17 protein-coding genes are annotated in these 18415 nt (G+C 41.9%); 2 read left to right on the top strand and 15 right to left on the bottom strand.

Going from position 1 to position 18415, the window contains the following annotated elements; genetic code table 11:
- Window positions 1-67: 67 nt before the first annotated feature.
- The 5 genes from secD to ACWJAF_RS09615 form a co-directional block, all read right to left on the bottom strand.
- Window positions 68-2233 carry a protein translocase subunit SecD gene (gene secD, locus ACWJAF_RS09635; protein WP_448863534.1) on the bottom strand — a complete coding sequence of 722 codons (2166 nt, stop codon included), beginning with the start codon at window positions 2231-2233 and terminating at the stop codon, window positions 68-70.
- Between the two features lie 42 nt (window positions 2234-2275).
- Window positions 2276-3667, bottom strand: coding sequence for a thioether cross-link-forming SCIFF peptide maturase (gene scfB / locus ACWJAF_RS09630; RefSeq protein ID WP_296032086.1), 1392 nt, complete (start codon window positions 3665-3667; stop codon window positions 2276-2278).
- A gap of 158 nt (window positions 3668-3825) precedes the next feature.
- Window positions 3826-3966, bottom strand: a complete 141-nt coding sequence (gene scfA / locus ACWJAF_RS09625) for a six-cysteine ranthipeptide SCIFF (RefSeq protein WP_022415003.1) — start codon at window positions 3964-3966, stop codon at window positions 3826-3828.
- 74 nt (window positions 3967-4040) lie between these two features.
- Complete coding sequence (locus tag ACWJAF_RS09620) at window positions 4041-4415, bottom strand: TIGR04086 family membrane protein (protein WP_296032087.1); 375 nt, start codon at window positions 4413-4415, stop codon at window positions 4041-4043.
- A gap of 151 nt (window positions 4416-4566) precedes the next feature.
- Complete coding sequence (locus ACWJAF_RS09615) at window positions 4567-5112, bottom strand: stage V sporulation T C-terminal domain-containing protein (protein WP_296092981.1); 546 nt, start codon at window positions 5110-5112, stop codon at window positions 4567-4569.
- 291 nt (window positions 5113-5403) lie between these two features.
- On the opposite strand from ACWJAF_RS09615, the gene ACWJAF_RS09610 reads away from it, so the two are divergent.
- Window positions 5404-5850, top strand: coding sequence for a GatB/YqeY domain-containing protein (locus ACWJAF_RS09610; RefSeq protein ID WP_296092982.1), 447 nt, complete (start codon window positions 5404-5406; stop codon window positions 5848-5850).
- A gap of 102 nt (window positions 5851-5952) precedes the next feature.
- Here the strand turns inward: ACWJAF_RS09610 and ACWJAF_RS09605 are convergent, their stop codons facing one another.
- From ACWJAF_RS09605 to pth, 3 genes are read right to left on the bottom strand one after another with little or no spacing between them, the layout of a single operon-like run.
- Entirely contained in the window at window positions 5953-6999 is a 1047-nt protein-coding gene (locus ACWJAF_RS09605) for a peptidylprolyl isomerase (RefSeq protein WP_448863530.1), read from the bottom strand.
- A 16-nt stretch (window positions 7000-7015) separates the two neighbouring features.
- The gene (gene mfd / locus ACWJAF_RS09600) at window positions 7016-10426 is read right to left on the bottom strand and encodes a transcription-repair coupling factor (protein WP_448863528.1); all 3411 of its coding nucleotides are present in this window, start codon (window positions 10424-10426) and stop codon (window positions 7016-7018) included.
- Window positions 10427-10429: 3 nt separating this feature from the next.
- Window positions 10430-11014, bottom strand: coding sequence for an aminoacyl-tRNA hydrolase (pth, locus tag ACWJAF_RS09595; protein ID WP_296032095.1), 585 nt, complete (start codon window positions 11012-11014; stop codon window positions 10430-10432).
- A 144-nt stretch (window positions 11015-11158) separates the two neighbouring features.
- On the opposite strand from pth, the gene ACWJAF_RS09590 reads away from it, so the two are divergent.
- Window positions 11159-11593 carry an FMN-binding protein gene (locus ACWJAF_RS09590; protein WP_448863526.1) on the top strand — a complete coding sequence of 145 codons (435 nt, stop codon included), beginning with the start codon at window positions 11159-11161 and terminating at the stop codon, window positions 11591-11593.
- Window positions 11594-11704: 111 nt separating this feature from the next.
- Here ACWJAF_RS09590 and ACWJAF_RS09585 read toward each other — a convergent pair whose 3' ends face one another.
- From ACWJAF_RS09585 to ftsZ, 7 genes are all read right to left on the bottom strand, one after another.
- On the bottom strand, window positions 11705-11968 hold the full coding sequence (locus ACWJAF_RS09585; RefSeq protein ID WP_296032098.1) for a glyoxalase: 264 nt from the start codon (window positions 11966-11968) through the stop codon (window positions 11705-11707).
- A 24-nt stretch (window positions 11969-11992) separates the two neighbouring features.
- Entirely contained in the window at window positions 11993-12640 is a 648-nt protein-coding gene (locus ACWJAF_RS09580; RefSeq protein ID WP_296032099.1) for an HAD family hydrolase, read from the bottom strand.
- A 100-nt stretch (window positions 12641-12740) separates the two neighbouring features.
- Window positions 12741-13517: an RNA polymerase sporulation sigma factor SigG gene (gene sigG / locus ACWJAF_RS09575; RefSeq protein WP_448863524.1), complete on the bottom strand. Its 777-nt coding sequence runs from the start codon at window positions 13515-13517 to the stop codon at window positions 12741-12743.
- Window positions 13518-13635: 118 nt separating this feature from the next.
- Window positions 13636-15249 carry an MBL fold metallo-hydrolase RNA specificity domain-containing protein gene (locus tag ACWJAF_RS09570; RefSeq protein WP_296032103.1) on the bottom strand — a complete coding sequence of 538 codons (1614 nt, stop codon included), beginning with the start codon at window positions 15247-15249 and terminating at the stop codon, window positions 13636-13638.
- Between the two features lie 37 nt (window positions 15250-15286).
- Entirely contained in the window at window positions 15287-16027 is a 741-nt protein-coding gene (sigE, locus tag ACWJAF_RS09565) for an RNA polymerase sporulation sigma factor SigE (protein ID WP_296032105.1), read from the bottom strand.
- Entirely contained in the window at window positions 15993-16823 is an 831-nt protein-coding gene (locus ACWJAF_RS09560) for a sigma-E processing peptidase SpoIIGA (RefSeq protein ID WP_448863522.1), read from the bottom strand. Before ACWJAF_RS09560 ends, sigE begins: the two co-directional genes overlap by 35 nt.
- A gap of 296 nt (window positions 16824-17119) precedes the next feature.
- Entirely contained in the window at window positions 17120-18376 is a 1257-nt protein-coding gene (gene ftsZ / locus ACWJAF_RS09555; RefSeq protein WP_448863519.1) for a cell division protein FtsZ, read from the bottom strand.
- Window positions 18377-18415 lie beyond the last annotated feature (39 nt).

The following is an 18415-nucleotide window of genomic DNA, read 5'->3' as shown; positions in this document are numbered from 1 at the left end:
TAAAAAAAGCAGTTACACCCTGTCAATAGGTATAACTGCTTCCCGGCTTTTGCCGTTTTATTTTTCTTTATTTTTTCTTTTTCTTTGGCTCTTCTTTTTTCTTTACTCTGGTCTTCATTACATACCACAGTGCTCCTGTAATACATACAGATGAATATCCTCCGCAGATGATACCAGCCATAAGAGGTGCCGCAAATTCACGGATGGAGCTTACACCCATAATGAACAGTACCGCAACCATGATAAATGTAGTCAGAGATGTATAGATACTTCTTGTAAGAGTCTGTGTAATGCATCCATTTACAAGTTCTGCAAGATCTGTATTTCTCTTCTTATTCGGCAGTTCCTCACGGATTCGGTCGAAGATTACGATCGTCGCATTAATAGAGTATCCGACAATTGTCAGCACGCAGGCAATGAACGTTGTTCCTACAGAGATTCTGGATGCCGCATAGAATGCAAGCACAACCAGTACATCATGTAACAGTGCCAGTACTGCACTTGTTGCAAAACGCACATCCTTGAAACGGAACCAGATGTAAAGCAGCATGAAAATAGTTGCTATGATCACCGCTACTACTGCATCCCGGCGCATCTCGTTACTGATCGTTGAGCTGATGTTTTCTGCTGTAATATCAGATTCTTTTACTCCAAAACTGTCTTCCAGTGCCTGATTAACTTCTTCACGCTCAGACAGGCTTAATGTAACTGTCTTAATGATAACCTGTTTGGTTCCTGATACTTTCTGTGTCTGGATATTATGGTCACCGGTTACTTTTTCTACAACCGGAACAATCTCTTTATCAATTTCATCAATAGTGTAATCTTTATCAAATTTTACATTCATAGATGTTCCGCCCTTGAAATCAAGACTGTAAGCCAGTGCTCCATTTCCCTTTGCGGAATTCACTCCCATGATCACGAATCCTGCAAGGATCACTGCGATGGAAATACTGAAGAATACCTTTTTCTTTCCAAGGAAGTTGACCGGTTTTCTTTCTTTCATCTTATGATAGTAAAGGCTTTCTTTGTGGATTCCGATTCCATAGAATGCATATACGATCATACGTGTGATCACAAGTGCCGTAAACATGGATACGACAATACCAATCGCCAGTGTCTGTGCGAATCCTTTTACTGTACCGGAACCTTTGAACCACAAAACTGCTGCAGCGATCAAGGTAGTTACGTTACCATCCACAATAGCTGACATTGCTTTCTGGAATCCTAACTTTAAAGAGGATTTTACACTTCTTCCCTTCGCCATCTCTTCACGTACTCTGGCAAAGATAATAACATTTGCATCCACCGCCATACCGATACTCAGGATAATACCTGCAATACCAGGCAGTGTCAGTGTTACATTAAATGCATTTAACACTCCAAGTACAATCTCTGTGTAGATAAGCAGTGCAAGACTGGATGCCAGTCCTGGAAGTCTGTATACAAAGATCATGAACAGGAATACTAAGATCAATCCGATTACACCTGCTTTTAAGCTGGTGCTCAGTGCCTGCTCTCCAAGCTGGGCTCCTACTACGTTTGAACGAAGTTCTTCCAGTTCCAGCTTTAATCCACCGATACGGATTGTCGATGCCAGATTATCTGCTTCTTCGTAGCTGAAATCCCCTGTGATATAGGCCTGTCCACCTGTAATTTCAGACTGTACAACCGGACTTGAGATCACATCCCCGTCATAGACTATGGCGATCTGTTTGCCGATGTTGTTCTTTGTTGCTGTTGCAAATTTCTTTGTTCCTGATTTTGTCAGATTCAGCTCTACAGAATATTCTTTGTTTCCCATATCGTCCTGACCGCTTTTTGCAGATGCATTCTTTACATCTGTACCGGTAAGAACGGTCTCCCCGTCTGTTGTCATAAAGGAAAGGGAACCTGGTTTTCCAAGTTCATCCAGAATCTTGTTCGCATCTGTAACACCAGGAATCTCGATGTTAATTCTGTCATCGCCTTCCTGGTATACACTTGCTTCTGTACTGTACTGTTCCACACGCTTCTGAAGTTTATAGATGGTATCACTCATCTCTTCTTTAGTAGGATTTTTATCCTTTACCTGGTAAGTGATGCTGACACCACCTGCAAGATCCAGACCCAGCTTTATGTTCTTCATAGAACCGGTATGTGTCTTACCAATTCCTGTAATCACGGTAAAGCCAAGGCCAACGATCAGGATGACTGTCAGAAGCAGGCTCAATATGCTTTTTGACTTTTTCATCGTTCTCTTACACATCCTCTCGATAATTTCTAATTACTATGCTTACTCTGCAAGTGCAGCTTTCATCATGATTGCACACTCTACACGTTTTCTTTGCATCTCACAGCCGATCTCATATGTATCATGGATCGTACCATGGAAATTATAAGAGTTTGCCATACATCCACCGCTGCAGTAGAATTTTGCGAAGCAGTTTCTGCATTTATCTTTTGAATACACATTGCAGCTTCTGAAATCGTCAGCAATCTCCGGCTTAACGATTCCGTCATCTACATTGCCCATCAGGAAATCATCCTGTCCAACAAACTGATGACATGGGTAGAGGTCTCCCCACGGTGTAACTGCCAGGTATTCTGTTCCGGAACCACATCCGGACAGACGCTTGGCAACGCAAGGTCCACCATTTAAATCTATCATGAAATGGAAGAAATTGAAGCCTTTTCCCTCTTTCTCGCGTTCGATCATCATCTTTGCAAGTTTATCATATTCCTCCATGATTTTAGGAAGATCTTCCTCCCTGATCGCATACGGATCACTTTCGTCCCCGACAACCGGCTCGATTGACATCTGTTTGAATCCAAGATCAGCAAAATGCATGATGTCATTTGAAAAATCCAGGTTATTTCTTGTAAATGTTCCGCGGATATAATATTTCTCCTGATTTCTGCTTTCTGCAAGTTTCTGGAATTTTGGAACAATTAGATCATAACTTCCTTTTCCATTTCTAAATGGACGCATCTGATCATTAATCTCTTTACGTCCGTCCAGACTTAATACAACATTGTCCATCTCTTTATTGACAAATTCCTGGATCTCGTCATTTAAAAGGACTCCGTTTGTTGTAATTGTAAAACGGAAATGTTTATCGTGGATTTTTTCCTGCTCTCTTCCATATGCTACCAGATCCTTTACAACCTGCCAGTTCATAAGTGGTTCCCCACCGAAGAAATCAACCTCTAAGTTATGACGGTTTCCTGAATTCTGAATCAGGAAATCCAGTGCTTTCTTACCGACTTCATAGCTCATAAGTGCACGTCTTCCGTGATATTCGCCTTCTTCTGCAAAGCAATATTTGCATGCAAGGTTACAGTCATGCGCAATATGAAGACAGAGTGCTTTTACAACCGTCTTTCTCTTCTTTACCTCTTCGATCATACATTCATATGTATCTTTTACAAATAACTGACCGCCTTCTGTCAGTTCAATCACATCTGATAATGCATCTTCAATATCAGATGCTTCGTATTTTTCTCCCAGTTCCTGTAAAAGCATTTCTTTTACAGATGGCTCTTTTAATGATTCGATGGTTGGTTCATTTTCTGTCTGATTCAGTTTTTCAATCACATCATAACAGACATCATCTACCACATGTACAGATCCACTGTACACATCCATCACGATATTGTAGCCATTATTACGGTACTGATGAATCATAATTATTATGGTACCCCTTTCTCATTTTTCTTATTTTATATCGGAATTTTTCCGTTGTTTCTCTTTGGATTCTGCTTTATACCTTTGAACAACTCATTAGACAACAAGAAACAGCGACCCAAAAGACCGCTGTCCCGAGTGTGACATATGATTTTTAATTATTTGCTCTGTTCGCAAGTCTGATTTCCTACTGTGCAGGATGTCTTACATGCTGACTGGCAAGATGTCTGGCATTCGCCGCATCCGCTTTTTTTCAGATTACTGTTCATAGGTTTATTCAATGATTTTACATGTTTCATGTTCGTATCCCTCCTTACTTTTTGCTTAACTTACGTTATTATAACATTTTGCTATAAGTTTCGCAATCTTTTTCTTAGGATATCATCCCACCGGCCATTCCACCGCCTGCACACAGCCCCAATGTAATCCAGATATCCACTGTGTTCCCCTGAAATGTGCGGTAAATTCCAAGTGTGATCAACAACAACAGAACAAAGTAAAGGCTTCCTGCTATTATTCCCCATATAAACCTTCTGACCTGCAGTGCTTTTCCTGCCACACATCCTGCTGTAAAAGAAGATAGCAGATATACGCCTTTGATTCCAGCCGTCACTACCCCTTCCTGAAGTTCCAGTTTGTATACCCCAAAGGCCAGTATCATAAGTAATATTCCGGTAACGGCGTAAGAAATCAGAAGTGCTTTTAGTATTCCCGTGATCTTTTTATCCAGCTTTCTATGATCTGGCATACACACCTCCTTAATCTATGTACTCCCGGAATCTTTTTTGCACCTGATTGCCGTGTCTGATTTTAATTTCTGATTCCGGCTGTACTTTCACTACTTGATTCCAGGCTCTTTTATATCACAGAATATGCGTGATCTTCTGCATATATTCCTTTTACTGCTCCATCTGTTTTCCAATTACTTTTGCTGTACATTCTGCCATCTTTTTATCTGTGTCTGCGAATTTTTTTTCTTTGTTCTTAGCCAGAAGGATCACTCCACCTATCACATCTCCCCGGCACATGATCGGACTTATGATTTCCCGTTCATAATGTTCCTGTTCTTCTACGACCTGTATATATTGCTTTTCTCCTGTCCTGGCTTCCCTTTGCGTTCTTTCCTTTAAAAATTTTGCCATCTCTTCTGTGATTCCCTGATCCTGTACCTCTTTTTTTCCCGGTCCTTCTGCTGCCACCACCTGCTCCATATCACAGATACACACCAGACACTCCAGCACCTGTGCCAGACTCTCTGCATACTGCCTTGCGAATGTAGAAAGTTCCCCAATCGGTGAATATTTTTTCAGTATGATCTTGCCTTCACTGTCAGTAAATATTTCAACCGGATCTCCTTCTCTTATTCTGAGTGTTCTTCTGATTTCTTTCGGCACCACCACACGACCGAGATCGTCGATTCTTCTTACAATTCCTGTAGCTTTCATATAAAAAATTCCTCCTGCTCCTGGTAATATACTCCCCGTGATTTTTCTTTCCTTACTTTCTTCTTATTTTCCTGTGCCCCAAAGAGTACATTATAGATTTTCCATAATTGTGATATAGAGGTAGTATATGAAAAATTATGTAGAACTATGTATCTGAAGTTTTTTCGATTTCAGGCTCGGAATTTTTCATCCATAACCCCAAAATCATACTTTTATACCTAAGATAAGGACTGGATATTTTTTTAATAGTTTTGTATAATAGTTGGAAGAAAATATTAGGAGGAATCTATCATGAGTAAAATTGATGAAGTACGCGCTGACATGGTCAAAGCCATGAAAGCCAAAGACAAAGAAACAAAGGAAACTTTATCCATGCTGCTTGCAGCCCTTAAGAATAAAGCCATTGACAAACGTGCCGATCTTACACCTGAAGAAGAGACTCAGGTTATCTTAAAAGAGATCAAGCAGACAAAAGAAACTCTGGATCTGACACCAGCTGACCGTACAGAGATTATTGATGAATGCAACAAACGTCTCGCAGTTCTTGAGCAGTACGCTCCAAAGATGATGGACGAAGCTGAAATCAAAGAAGTCGTTGCTTCTGTTCTTGCAGAAATGGGTCTCGATGCCCCAACAGCCAAAGACAAAGGTAAGATCATGAAGAACCTGATGCCTAAGGTAAAAGGAAAAGCTGACGGAAAGCTCGTAAATGAAATCGTATCTACTTTTATGAACTAGAAACGTTAGTATACAGAGAACCTGCTACCTGCAGCTTCTTCTGCATACTATGATAAAAAATGCCACCTGCGATGGTGGCATTTTCTTTTTCCCAGACACACTCTAGTTTGCAGAATCTGTAGCAGCCGCATCTGTACTGCTAGTTGAATCTGTACCTGTTGTTGTCGAATCATCTTTTATTTTTACACTTAACTTCGTAAAGCTTACCTTATTCCAGTTTCCTTTGTGAACCGTAATCTTCTCTTCTTTCTTCCATTTCTTTAAAATCTTTTTGTAGTATTTATCCTGTTTATCAGAAATCAGAGATTCTTTTTTCGTTTCCGTAGCTGTCTCATCCATAAGACTTGTTACTTTTGCAACATAACATCCGCCATCGGCTTCAATCACGCCTGTAACCTCTCCTTCGCCAAGCTTATCGGCTGCTTTTACAACCTCTGCCGAAGGATTTACCGAATCCGAATCAAACGTAGCGGTCTTAGCTTCTGCTCCCTGCCCGGTTGCATATGCTTCAAAGTCATCAGCCTTCTTAGCACCTTCAGCAAATGCTTCCGCCTTCTGCTTTACCTGTGCCTTTTCATCATCGGATGCATCCGATGAACTGTAATCAAATGCTACATACTGCATACGCTTCTGTGCTGCATCTTCATCTGATACTTTAACGTCTGCATCTGCTACGATTGCCTTACGCATTCTCTGCTCAATCGTCATAAGTGTCATTGTTCTCTTTACGTTTTCTTTTGACGCTGATATTTTATCTTTTACCTTTTTCGAATTTGCCTTATCAAATTCTTTTGCTGCGTCATTTACCGCTTTTTTATCAGCTTTTGTCAGAGATACCTTATACTCATCCATATGCTCTTCCAGAAGTGCCATATTCTTCAGATCATCCAACAGTGTATCTTTGATGGATTCTTCATAAGTCTTACCATCTGATGCATTCTTACTCCACATATCATCTCCGCCAAGATAGCCGGAAAGATATGTCTCATACTGTGCCTGTGTATATCTTGCATAAAAATTTGCAACTCCTGCAGTGATCTCTGTATCTCCTGCTTTTACCACAACTGCATCATCTTTCAATGAGCCACATCCCGTCAGTGATGTAGAGAGAATTCCTGCCATTGCTAAAATTAATGCTCTTTTTTTCATTTATCCAAACCTGCCTTTATTTGCTTAATGTATCAATTATACCGCTTTTTTCATCTCCGAGCAATCCTTTCAGTCCATTTAGCACTTTTTTCGTAATTTCCAATGGATCACCCTGCTTTTCTTTTAAGTTCCGCCGTTTTTTTTCATATACAAAACACGGCTGTGCTGCGTCCGCTTTAAACGACAATTCTCCCCGGAAGCATTCGATCAGCTGCGGAATACGCTCTGGATGAACTTTGGCCTTTTCATACATCGTAAATGTATAGATATCCCCTTTTTGTTCTACTGCCGTTACATATGCCTCATGAGCCTGCGCCTTCAATGCCGCCACTTCCAGAAGCTTCTCCACTTTTTTCGGAATATCACCAAAACGGTCTATCAGTTCTTCGGTCATATCTTCCATCTCATCCCTGTTTTCAATCGCTGCGATCCGCTTATAGACATCCAGTTTCTGATATTCATTCGGAATATAGGAAGCAGGGATAAACGCATCTACATTCAGATCCATCGTCGTTGCAAATATCTCCTCTTCTTCCATCTCGCCTTTCAGATGTCTGACCGCCTCATTCAGCATCTTGCAGTACAGATCGTATCCGACAGCTTCCATGTGTCCGTGCTGTTCAGCTCCCAGAAGATTACCTGCACCACGGATTTCAAGATCCCGCATAGCGATTTTAAATCCGGATCCAAGATCTGTAAACTCCCGGATCGCTGCCAGTCTCTTTTCTGCCACTTCCTTTAACATTTTATCTCTTCTGTAGAGTAGGAAAGCATACGCCATACGGTTTGACCTGCCCACACGTCCCCGGAGCTGGTAAAGCTGTGAAAGTCCCAGTCTGTCTGCATCATGAATGATCATCGTATTCGCATTGGAGATATCCAGTCCTGTCTCAATAATGGTTGTCGATACCAGTACATCTATCTCTCCATTGATAAAGTCATACATGATCCGCTCAAGCTCATGTTCTCTCATCTGCCCATGTGCATAGGCAACCGTAAGATCCGGCACCAGTTTCTGCACATGACCTGCGACCTCGTCAATGTCCTCTACACGGTTATACACATAATATACCTGTCCCTGTCTTGCACATTCCCTTTCGATTGCCTCACGAACCATCTCATCGTTATATTCCATCACATATGTCTGAATCGGCATACGGTCGTTCGGTGCTTCTTCAAGTACACTCATATCACGGATCCCGATCAGACTCATATGGAGGGTTCTTGGGATCGGTGTAGCCGTAAGTGTCAGGACATCTACATTTTCTTTTAATTTTTTTATCTTTTCTTTGTGCTGTACACCGAACCGCTGTTCTTCGTCAATGATCAAAAGTCCCAGATCTTTGAACTTCATATCTTCACTTAAAACCCTGTGTGTTCCAATGACGATATCCACCAGTCCTTTTCTGACATCTTCTACCGTCTTCTTTTGCTGTGCCGGAGTCCGGAATCTGCACATCAGATCGATCCGTACCGGGAATTCTTTCATTCTCTGTACGAATGTCCGGTAGTGCTGCTGTGCCAGAATCGTTGTCGGAACCAGATATACGACCTGCTTACTCTCCTGCACTGCCTTAAACGCCGCACGGATTGCAACTTCGGTCTTGCCAAATCCCACATCCCCGCACACCAGACGGTCCATGATCTTATGGCTTTGCATGTCTTTTTTCACGGCATCGATCGCCAGCATCTGGTCTTCCGTCTCTTCAAACGGGAACATCTCTTCAAATTCCCTTTGCCATACCGTATCTTCACCGTATACATATCCGTCCTGTTCCTGTCTGGTCGCATACAGTTTTACCAGATCCTTTGCAATCTCTCGGACAGCCCCGCGCACACGCTTCTTCGTCCGCGCCCACTCCTGTGTCCCGAGTTTGTTTAATTTTGGCTTTTTGGCATCTGCACTTGCATATTTCTGGATCAGATCCAGCTGGGTTGCCGGTATATAGAGGTTTCCTCCCTGGGCATAGGAAATCTTCATGTAATCTTTGGAAATCTTATCTACCACAATCTTCTCAATTCCCTGATAGATTCCCACGCCGTGATTCTCATGTACAACATAATCTCCCGGCTTTAGTTCCGAGAAACTTTGTATTTTACGGCCTTCGTAGGTCTTTCTTTTTTTCTTCTTTTTGCGCTTGCCAAATATATCCGACTCTGCGATCACAGTAAATTTTAACATCGGGTACTCATATCCTTCTGCAATATAACCATATGCAGTCATGATCTCTCCCGGCTTTACTTCCCTGTCCAGATCTTCACTGTAAAAGCTGCTCAGATTATAATCCCGCAGATCTTCCGCAAGACGCTTCGCTCTGGTCCTGGATCCAGAAAGCAGTATCACACGGTAACCGTTTCTCTTTAACCGCTTAAGATCCTGTGTCAGCATCTCAAAGCTGTTATTATACGAATTTACCCCTTTTGCCTGGATCTCGTAAGTGCTTCTGATTTCAAGCCCTTTGCACTTCATCTCCAGCGCAAAAAATCCAATACTGCTGTAAGTATTGATCTTTTTCAATATCTCTGGCACGGAAAATATCTTTGCCTCTTCCTCTTCCAGCTCGTAACCACTTTCCAGTCTCTTTTTCTGCGCCTCAATAAATTCTTCTTCTACATGTTCTCCCCGTTCTGTAAGCCTGACTGGTTCGTCCAGGAATAAAATCGTGTCTTCCTGCGGGAAGTAATCCAGAAATGACACTCCCTTTTCTCCTTTTTGAGGGAATTCCTGCGCAGGAAATATGATAATTTCCGAAAGATTCTCTATCGACCTCTGGCTTTCTACATCAAATGTCCGGATGGAATCCACTTCATCTCCCCACAGTTCGATTCTGACCGGCATCTCTTCCGTCAGCGGGTAAATGTCCAGAATCCCTCCACGCACCGCGAACTGTCCGGGACCTTCTACCTGCACTTCCCTGTCATAACCGATCTTTGAAAGCTTCTGTTCTATCTCATCCAGTTTCAGCACGCTGTCATTTTGTATCCGTAAAACCTTCTCCTGGATATTTTCCTTCGTTGCCAGATAGTCCATAAATCCATCCAGGCTCGTTACAATTGTTGCCGGATCATCTCCAAGAACGGCCTGAATGCCTTCCATCCTCTGTCTGACCAGTTCTTTACTTCTGATATCTGCCTGATAGAACAAAAAATCCTTAGCCGGATATAAAAATGTATTACCATCCAGAAACCGGTACTCCTCATACAGCTGTCTTGCTTTTGTTTCACTGGAGCATACGATTACTTTATACCTGCACGCATCTTCTTTATTCCCGGACGTTCCGCAGCCACTGCCCAGTGCATACATCATATGCGTCTTCTGGGAATTGACGCACCCACACACGCGGATCATTCCCGTTCCTTTTTTCTTATTTCGGTAAAGTTCTTCATATTCAGCCAACTCATTAAGCGGCCTTACTAAGCCTTGCATTTCTTACGCCTCCTTAGGCTTTACTTTTCTGTTATACTGATTCATCGCAGCTTCAATCTCGCCATTTAAGATCATTCCGACTGCATGATCTGCTTTATCATAACCTTCTTCCATCAACTCTCTGTCTTCTTTTGAAAAATGTCCGAGCACATAATCTGCAAGATCATATTTTTTCGGTTTTTCCCCTACTCCGATCTTGATTCTCATAAATACATCGGTTCCCAGGTTGGCGATGATATTCTTAATTCCGTTATGTCCGCCGGCACTTCCTTTTTTACGGATGCGAAGCTGTCCTACTCCAAGGCTGATATCATCATAGATAACCAGAAGCTCACTTTCTTCATCAATCTTATAATAATTCACAAGTTCTCTTAAGCTTTCACCGCTCAGGTTCATATACGTCTGCGGCTTTACCAGCAGTACTTTATGCCCTTCGATCATACCTTTTCCGACCAGCGCTCTTCCTTTTCTTCCATCTACGGTTATATTATATCTTTCTGCTAATGTATCTATAACATCAAAACCAACATTATGTCTGGTTCCTTCATACTGTAATGTTGGATTTCCAAGTCCTGCAATAATAAACATATCTATTCTTCCTCCATTTCTTTTACCATTCTACAAGAAGCCTTGTCATTTGTCACGTAAAAACAGACGAATAATTTTTCCACTTTTTTCATACATTATAGAAAATGAAACATTTTTTAACACAAACTACCAGGAGGTTTCCCTATGAGTGCAAAGACAAAAATTATCGTACTCCATATGAAAGAAATCATTTACACCATTATTTTTGCCATTTTAGCAGTGATTCTGATCCTGTTGTTAATATTTATGTTCCGTCCGGGACAACATTCCAAATCCGGTTCTAAAAAAATCTACACACCGGGAATCTATACTTCCGAACTGACTTTGAATAACGCAGATCTGGAAGTCGAGGTAACGGTCGACGAATCAAGCATCCAGTCCATCCGTTTTACCAATCTAAACGATACCATTACGACGATGTATCCTTTTATTGAACCTGCCATCGAAGATATTGCCAGGCAGGTTTATGAAGAACAGTCTTTTGACCATATCAAGTATTCTTCCAGTACTCCCTACACATCACAGCTTATTGTAAATGCAATCCAGGATGCACTGAAAAAAGCCGGAACTACTGAGTAGTCACGGCTTTTTGTACCTGAGTATGCAAGAGAAGCTGCCAGCGGCAGATTCTTCTGTATAACTGAGTATTCAAGGGGAGCCCTCACCGGCTGCCTTGTTTTACAGATATTCTTACCCTTCTACGATAAGATATCGTCCATCTGGAAGTGCGAACACTTCTGATGCTTCTTCAATCTCTTCGTTGGACATTCCACTAATGTCCATTCCTTCTTCTTCCAGAAATTCTTTGACTTCTTCGATATTTTCCACGATAGAAGCCATACAATCTTCCAGAAATGCCTCTGCTTCTTCCAGTGTCTCAGCAACTGGTTCATCAAACAGTTGTCCCTGGTTTTCAATAAATGTTTTCAGACATTCCTCATCATACTCATTCATCGTTCTCACCCTCCTTTAATAATATTACACAAACTGCAAAAGATCTTCCGGTTTTTCTATCAGATTTACCGCTCCTGCAGTTTCTAACGTTGTTCTGTCCCGGAATCCCCATAACACTCCGACCGTTTTCAGGTCTGCATTTCTTCCGGTTGCAATATCTACTTCTGAGTCACCGACATAGAGACATTCTTCTTTTTTCACATGCATGTTGTCCATAATCGCATAGACTCCGTCTGGTTCCGGTTTTCTGCGTATTCCTTCTTTTTGTCCCTGTGCATAGTCAAACAGCGTATCGCCAAAGATTTCATGTACTACTTTTACTGTCTGCTGATCCGGCTTATTTGACAGAACCGCAAGTCTGATATTTTTCTTCTTCAGGTTCTCAAGCATCTCTACGATTCCATCATAAGGTGTTACATGATATGTACAGTTCTCGTCAAATATACGTCCGTATATCTCCATGCCTTCTTCAATCCTCAAACCTTCTGGATCACCTGCTGCCCGCAGGGATTTCTCCATCAGTACCCTGGCACCATTTCCGACAAACAATCTGCACTGGTCTTTTGTGATCTGTGAAAGTCCCATTTCTTTTAATGTCTGGTTCACAGAATATGTCATCGATTCTAAAGTGTTTGTCAATGTTCCATCCAGATCAAATATACAAGCTTTCATTTTACAAATCCTCCTGCCAATATCATAGTATGAGTACGGGAAAAATGCAAGAAGAAAGAATGCACACAGACAGATTCACACAATCGTAATGCGCCAGACCTTATACAAGGTACTGGCGCATTGTCTTTAACGCATTCTTTTCCAGTCTGCTCACCTGAGCCTGGGAAATCTGAATCTCCTCTGCTACTTCCATCTGTGTCCTTCCCTGGAAGAATCTCAGACGGATGATATGGCGTTCACGCTCATTCAGATGACTCATCGCTTCTTCAAGCGAAAGGTCTTCTACCCAGCGTTCTTCTTTGTTCGTCGCATCGCTCAACTGATCCATCACATACAAAGCATCACCGCCATCATTATAGACCGGCTCCTGCAGGCTCATCGGCACCTGGATTGCATCCAGTGCAAATACAATATCTTCTTTGGATATCCCGATCTCTTCGGCAATTTCCTGTACGCTTGGTTCTTTTTGATGCTTTTTTACGTAATTTTCCTTTGCGTAGATTGCCTTATATGCTGTATCCCGAAGTGACCGGCTTACCCGGATTGAATTATTGTCCCGCATATATCTTCTTATCTCTCCGATAATCATCGGTACCGCATAGGTGGAAAATTTCACCTCTAACTCCGTGTTAAAATTATTGATTGCTTTGATAAGACCGATGCATCCGATCTGGAACAGATCATCCGGATTTTCACCACTTGCACTGAACCGTCGTATCACGCTGAGTACAAGCCTCAGATTTCCTTTGATATATTCTTCTTTTGCCTGTTCATCACCTTTTTTGATCCTAACAAACAAAGCTTCCTTCTCCTGCTCATTCAGGATTGGAAGCTTTGCCGTATTTACCCCGCAGATTTCAACCTTTCCCTGTGCCATCTTGAACCTCCTGCCAGAATCTTTTTCATCAGCTTCTAGTAAGATGATTCTCCATATCCCACAGGGTTATGCGGATTTTTATAAAATTAAAAAAATTTTAGACCTTGACATATACAGCTTATCGGTCTCTGTCCCATTTATCCGCCAGATTCTGAATCTGAGACTCAAATTTGGCCATGTCTTTATTTGCCAGACCTTCATTCTTATATACAACATTCAGCAGACGTTTGGCAGCTGCCACCAGTCTGTTAAATGCAGATGCACTCTTAAGCTTGCTCGGCTTTTCTTCTGCTTTCTTAGGAATCCGCTGTCCGACTGTTATGATCTCATTGGTTGCCAGATCCACACTTCCACCAGAATAAGGTGCAAATGCCGGGCATCCAAATGTATCTTCCACCAGTTTAGCAAAATGATCCGTCACCGTATCTTCACCATGTACAACCATCACTCTGTCCGGCGTTTTTTCAAATCCCCTCAGCCAGTCCAGCAGACCATTTACATCTGCATGTCCACTGATACCTTTTAATACTTCTATCTTCGCATTGACCGTGATATTTTCACCGAACAGTTTTACGCTCTCAGCGCCCTCTATCAGCTTTCTTCCAAGCGTTCCGACTGCCTGATATCCAACAAAACATATCGTACACTCAGAACGCCACAGATTGTGTTTCAGATGGTGCCTGATACGTCCCGCCTCACACATTCCGGAAGCAGATAAGATAACCTTCGGTCTTGTATCAAAGTTAATCTGTCTCGACTCGTCACTTGTGATTGTCGTCTTCAATCCAGGGAATAAAAGTGGGTTGATTCCCTGGTTCACAAGTGCCATCGCATCTTCGTCAAAGCATCCGGTGACATTTTTATTAAATACATTCGTCGCCTCAATTGCAAGCGGACTATCGACATAAACTTCAAATCCCGGGAACTCCGGAAGCAGGTTCTTTTCTTTAATTTCACGTATAAAATAAAGAATCTCCTGTGTACGTCCTACTGCGAAGGATGGGATGACTACATTGCCCCCTTTTTGGAATGTTTCCCGTAAGATACGTGTAAATTCACCTACATAATCCGGAATATCATCCCCATGCGTCCGGTCTCCGTATGTAGATTCAATCACTACATAATCCGCTTCTTTTACCGGCTGCGGGTCTTTGATGATCGGCTGGTTTTTATTTCCCACATCACCGGAAAATACAACCTTTTTTGAAACTCCATTCTCCGTGATCCACACTTCGATACTCGCAGATCCAAGCAGATGTCCCACGTCATTAAACCGTACCTCAATGCCATCACACAGCGTAATCTTCTGTCCGTAATCTACCGGTGCCAGAAGTTTTACTGCTGCATCCGCATCAGCCACTGTGTAGATCGGCTCGTATTCCGGTTCCCCGCTTCTCTTGGCCTTACGGTTTCTCCACTCTGCTTCAAATTCCTGAATGTGTGCACTGTCACGAAGCATGATATTACACAGATCAGATGTTGCAAATGTAGTTACAATCTCTCCTGCAAACCCATTTTTTACCATTAATGGAATATTTCCCGAATGGTCAATGTGTGCGTGCGTCAGAAGAATATAATCAATCTCTCCTGGTGTAACCGGCAGTTCCTGATTCTCATAAAGATCCGGTCCCTGTTCCATTCCACAGTCAATCAGAATATTCTTTCCACATGCTTCCAGTAAATGACAGCTGCCTGTCACTTCATGGGCTGCCCCAAAAAAGCTAAGTCTCATATGACCAACCCCTTTTTGTTTTTATTGTACCACATTTCTAAGAATACTTCACCATTTCGCGCTTTAATCTCTGCATAATCTTTTTCTCAAGTCTGGATATGTAAGATTGCGAAATTCCCAGCATATCTGCCACTTCTTTCTGTGTCTTTTCTTCTCCGTCTGCAGTTCCAAGTCCGAACCGCATCCGTATGATCATCTGCTCTCTGCCAGAGAGATGGCTGATTGCTTTGATCAGAATCTTTTTTTCTGCTTCATTTTCCAGATCTTTATAAATGGTATCTTCTTCCGTTCCTAAAATGTCGGATAATAAAAGCTCATTTCCATCCCAATCTACATTGAGTGGCTCATCAATGGATACCTCCATCCGGGTCTTATTATTTCTTCTTAAGTACATCAGAATCTCGTTTTCAATACATCTTGACGCATATGTGGCGAGTTTTATATTTTTTTCCGGGTTAAATGTATTAATTGCCTTAATCAGACCGATCGTCCCAATGGAGATCAGATCTTCCACTCCCACACCTGTATTGTCGAATTTTTTTGCGATATATACAACCAGTCTTAAGTTATGCTCAATCAGCTTTTTTCTTGCATATTCGTCTTTTTCTGTCCCAAGTTCACGAATTGCCCGTTGTTCTGCTTCTGTATCCAGAGGAGACGGCAAGATCTCCGATCCTCCTATATAATGTATATCTCTTCTGTCCGGGAACAATAATGTCCGGAAATCCGGAATGACTTTTAATTTAAACTGGTGTGGAACTGCTACTTTTATTACCATTTTCTTTTCCTCCCGTCAATATATCTGGATTTAAAATCACCTGATAATTTTCTTCACTTAATCTTTCTTCACTTATTGCTGCCAGTGGATATTCAATCCATTTAAAATGTGTACCCTCTATGATCTTCATACGGTCAAGCCTTATAAGCGGCATGATTCCTTCTTTTTTCCCAATGGAATGATACAGTATGTACCGGAATCTTAATGGACGCCCCTCAGCTGTAAGCTGCTCCACAACCTGCCTTTCTATCACATTTACCGGCTGTCCGCTTACCATATCCCGCAATGTATTCCCAGTATCTATCAACGCCTTTGACCGGAAGCTTTGCTTTCCTAGATACAACTCCACCTCACAGTAGTCGTGATTTCTTCTGGTAAGCAAAAGCAGTATTTTCCAGATTCCCTGTACCAGATAATAACTCAGTACTGCCAACAAAAAGAACAGACTTCCCACTCTCAGATACGGCCTGAATACCAGAAAAATTCCTCCCAGTAAAAAAGATGCAATATACAAAAAAATCCATCCTTTTAACAGCTCCCGCCCCCATCTTATCCGGAGACCTGTCTTTAACATCAAAGTATTAATGACTCCATAGAACAATATCCATTGCAGATACGTTCTGCCCTGCAGACCTGTAGCCACTACACAGGTTAACATTGCTCCTGTTGCAGCACCCAGCAGAATGCGGCCATAAGATACGGAACATAGTATCATCTTCTTTACGATCAGTAAAAGGATCGTGTCCATCATAAAATTCACCATAAAAAATATATCTACATATAATTCATAGTACACATCTGGCCCTCTTTTTCTTTTCACGTGCACGAAACAGATTTGTTGTTTTCAACACTTAATATTATATGTTCTTCGAAAAAAGGAATTTGTCAGACGGTGTAAGGTATGTCTTTTTTCCTTCGACATGCCTCGTAACCTTCAGAATCTTTTAGAAACGTTTAGAAATTTTTAGAATACATAACACATCTGTCAACCCTGCCGCTGGCAGTTTTTTCAGAGGTATAGAGACAAAAACACCCCGGCGTCTTTCGACACCGAGGTGTTAAATTTTTTAAATATGCTATATCTCAATCTTCTTATTTCTTGAAGAAATCAGGAATCTTGATTGACTGTTCTTTTACTTTGCTTGTTGGTGTTCTTGGAGTTTCCAATGTAGGTGTTGTTCCTCCCATTGTTCTTCTCGCTGCAGCAGCTCCAGCGCTTTCTCTTGTCTGGGTTCCATAATCAGCTCTTGGTGAAACCGAACGCTCTGCCTGCTGTGTATGAACAGCGCCTGCCTGACGTACTGTTCTGTCATATGCAGATGCATGAACTGCATTTGGCATAGCAGATGTTCTTGTCTGGCTTTCCAGTCTTGATTTTAACTTAGATGCGCTCCCTCCAACATTATGAAGTCCTGTTGCAATAACAGTAATTGTAGCTTCATCAGCCTTAGAATCATCATACATTGCACCAAAGATGATGTTTGCATCTTCTCCTGCAAGTTCCTGTACGTATTCTGCTGCGTCAGATGCATCCATAAGAGTGATATCTCCGGATACATTGATGATAACGTGTGAAGCACCTGCGATTGTTGTCTCCAGAAGAGGACTTGCAACTGCCTGTTTTACAGCCTCAAGAGCCTTATCATCACCACGTCCCTGACCAATACCGATATGTGCAATACCCTTATCTGTCATAACAGTCTGTACATCCGCGAAGTCAAGGTTGATCAGTGAAGGAACATTGATCAGATCTGTGATTCCCTGAATACCCTGCTGTAATACTTCGTCAGCTTTCTTTAATGCTTCCGGCATTGTTGTGCGTCTGTCTACGATCTCAAGAAGTTTATCGTTAGGGATTACGATGAGTGTATCAACGCTTTCTTTTAATTTTTCAATTCCTGCAAGGGCATTGTTCATACGTGTCTTAGATTCAAAACGGAAAGGTTTTGTTACAACACCTACAGTTAATGCGCCCTGTTCTTTTGCGATACGTGCAACTACTGGTGTAGCACCTGTTCCGGTACCTCCACCCATACCACATGTTACAAATACCATATCTGCACCTTTCAGTGCTGCAGAAATCTCTTCTGCACTTTCTTCTGCTGCCTTTTCACCAACTTCTGGTCTGGCTCCTGCTCCAAGACCTTTTGTGATCTTTTCGCCAACCTGCATCAGTGTTGGAGCTTTGCAAAGCTGAAGTGCCTGTTTATCTGTATTGATTGCTATAAACTCAACACCGGCAATCTGTTCATCAATCATTCGGTTTACTGCGTTATTTCCGCCTCCACCGACTCCAACAACAATAATTTTTGCCGCTGCTTCTGATTCATTTGTTTTAATTTCTAGCAAGGGTTTCTCCTCCTTTGTTATTCCTTATTATATATTATA

The sequence above is a fragment of the Dorea sp. genome, from assembly GCF_977044405.1.
Note: the sequence above shows the minus strand (reverse complement) of the source record. Positions and strands in the feature narration are given on the sequence as shown.

Bases quoted from the DNA above. Each gene is read 5' to 3' on its own strand.
- secD (WP_448863534.1), bottom strand. From the start codon at position 2,233: ATGAAAAAGTCAAAAAGCATATTGAGCCTGCTTCTGACAGTCATCCTG.
- scfB (WP_296032086.1), bottom strand. From the start codon at position 3,667: ATGATTCATCAGTACCGTAATAATGGCTACAATATCGTGATGGATGTG.
- scfA (WP_022415003.1), bottom strand. From the start codon at position 3,966: ATGAAACATGTAAAATCATTGAATAAACCTATGAACAGTAATCTGAAA.
- ACWJAF_RS09620 (WP_296032087.1), bottom strand. From the start codon at position 4,415: ATGCCAGATCATAGAAAGCTGGATAAAAAGATCACGGGAATACTAAAA.
- ACWJAF_RS09615 (WP_296092981.1), bottom strand. From the start codon at position 5,112: ATGAAAGCTACAGGAATTGTAAGAAGAATCGACGATCTCGGTCGTGTG.
- ACWJAF_RS09610 (WP_296092982.1), top strand. From the start codon at position 5,404: ATGAGTAAAATTGATGAAGTACGCGCTGACATGGTCAAAGCCATGAAA.
- ACWJAF_RS09605 (WP_448863530.1), bottom strand. From the start codon at position 6,999: ATGAAAAAAAGAGCATTAATTTTAGCAATGGCAGGAATTCTCTCTACA.
- mfd (WP_448863528.1), bottom strand. From the start codon at position 10,426: ATGCAAGGCTTAGTAAGGCCGCTTAATGAGTTGGCTGAATATGAAGAA.
- pth (WP_296032095.1), bottom strand. From the start codon at position 11,014: ATGTTTATTATTGCAGGACTTGGAAATCCAACATTACAGTATGAAGGA.
- ACWJAF_RS09590 (WP_448863526.1), top strand. From the start codon at position 11,159: ATGAGTGCAAAGACAAAAATTATCGTACTCCATATGAAAGAAATCATT.
- ACWJAF_RS09585 (WP_296032098.1), bottom strand. From the start codon at position 11,968: ATGAATGAGTATGATGAGGAATGTCTGAAAACATTTATTGAAAACCAG.
- ACWJAF_RS09580 (WP_296032099.1), bottom strand. From the start codon at position 12,640: ATGAAAGCTTGTATATTTGATCTGGATGGAACATTGACAAACACTTTA.
- sigG (WP_448863524.1), bottom strand. From the start codon at position 13,517: ATGGCACAGGGAAAGGTTGAAATCTGCGGGGTAAATACGGCAAAGCTT.
- ACWJAF_RS09570 (WP_296032103.1), bottom strand. From the start codon at position 15,249: ATGAGACTTAGCTTTTTTGGGGCAGCCCATGAAGTGACAGGCAGCTGT.
- sigE (WP_296032105.1), bottom strand. From the start codon at position 16,027: ATGGTAATAAAAGTAGCAGTTCCACACCAGTTTAAATTAAAAGTCATT.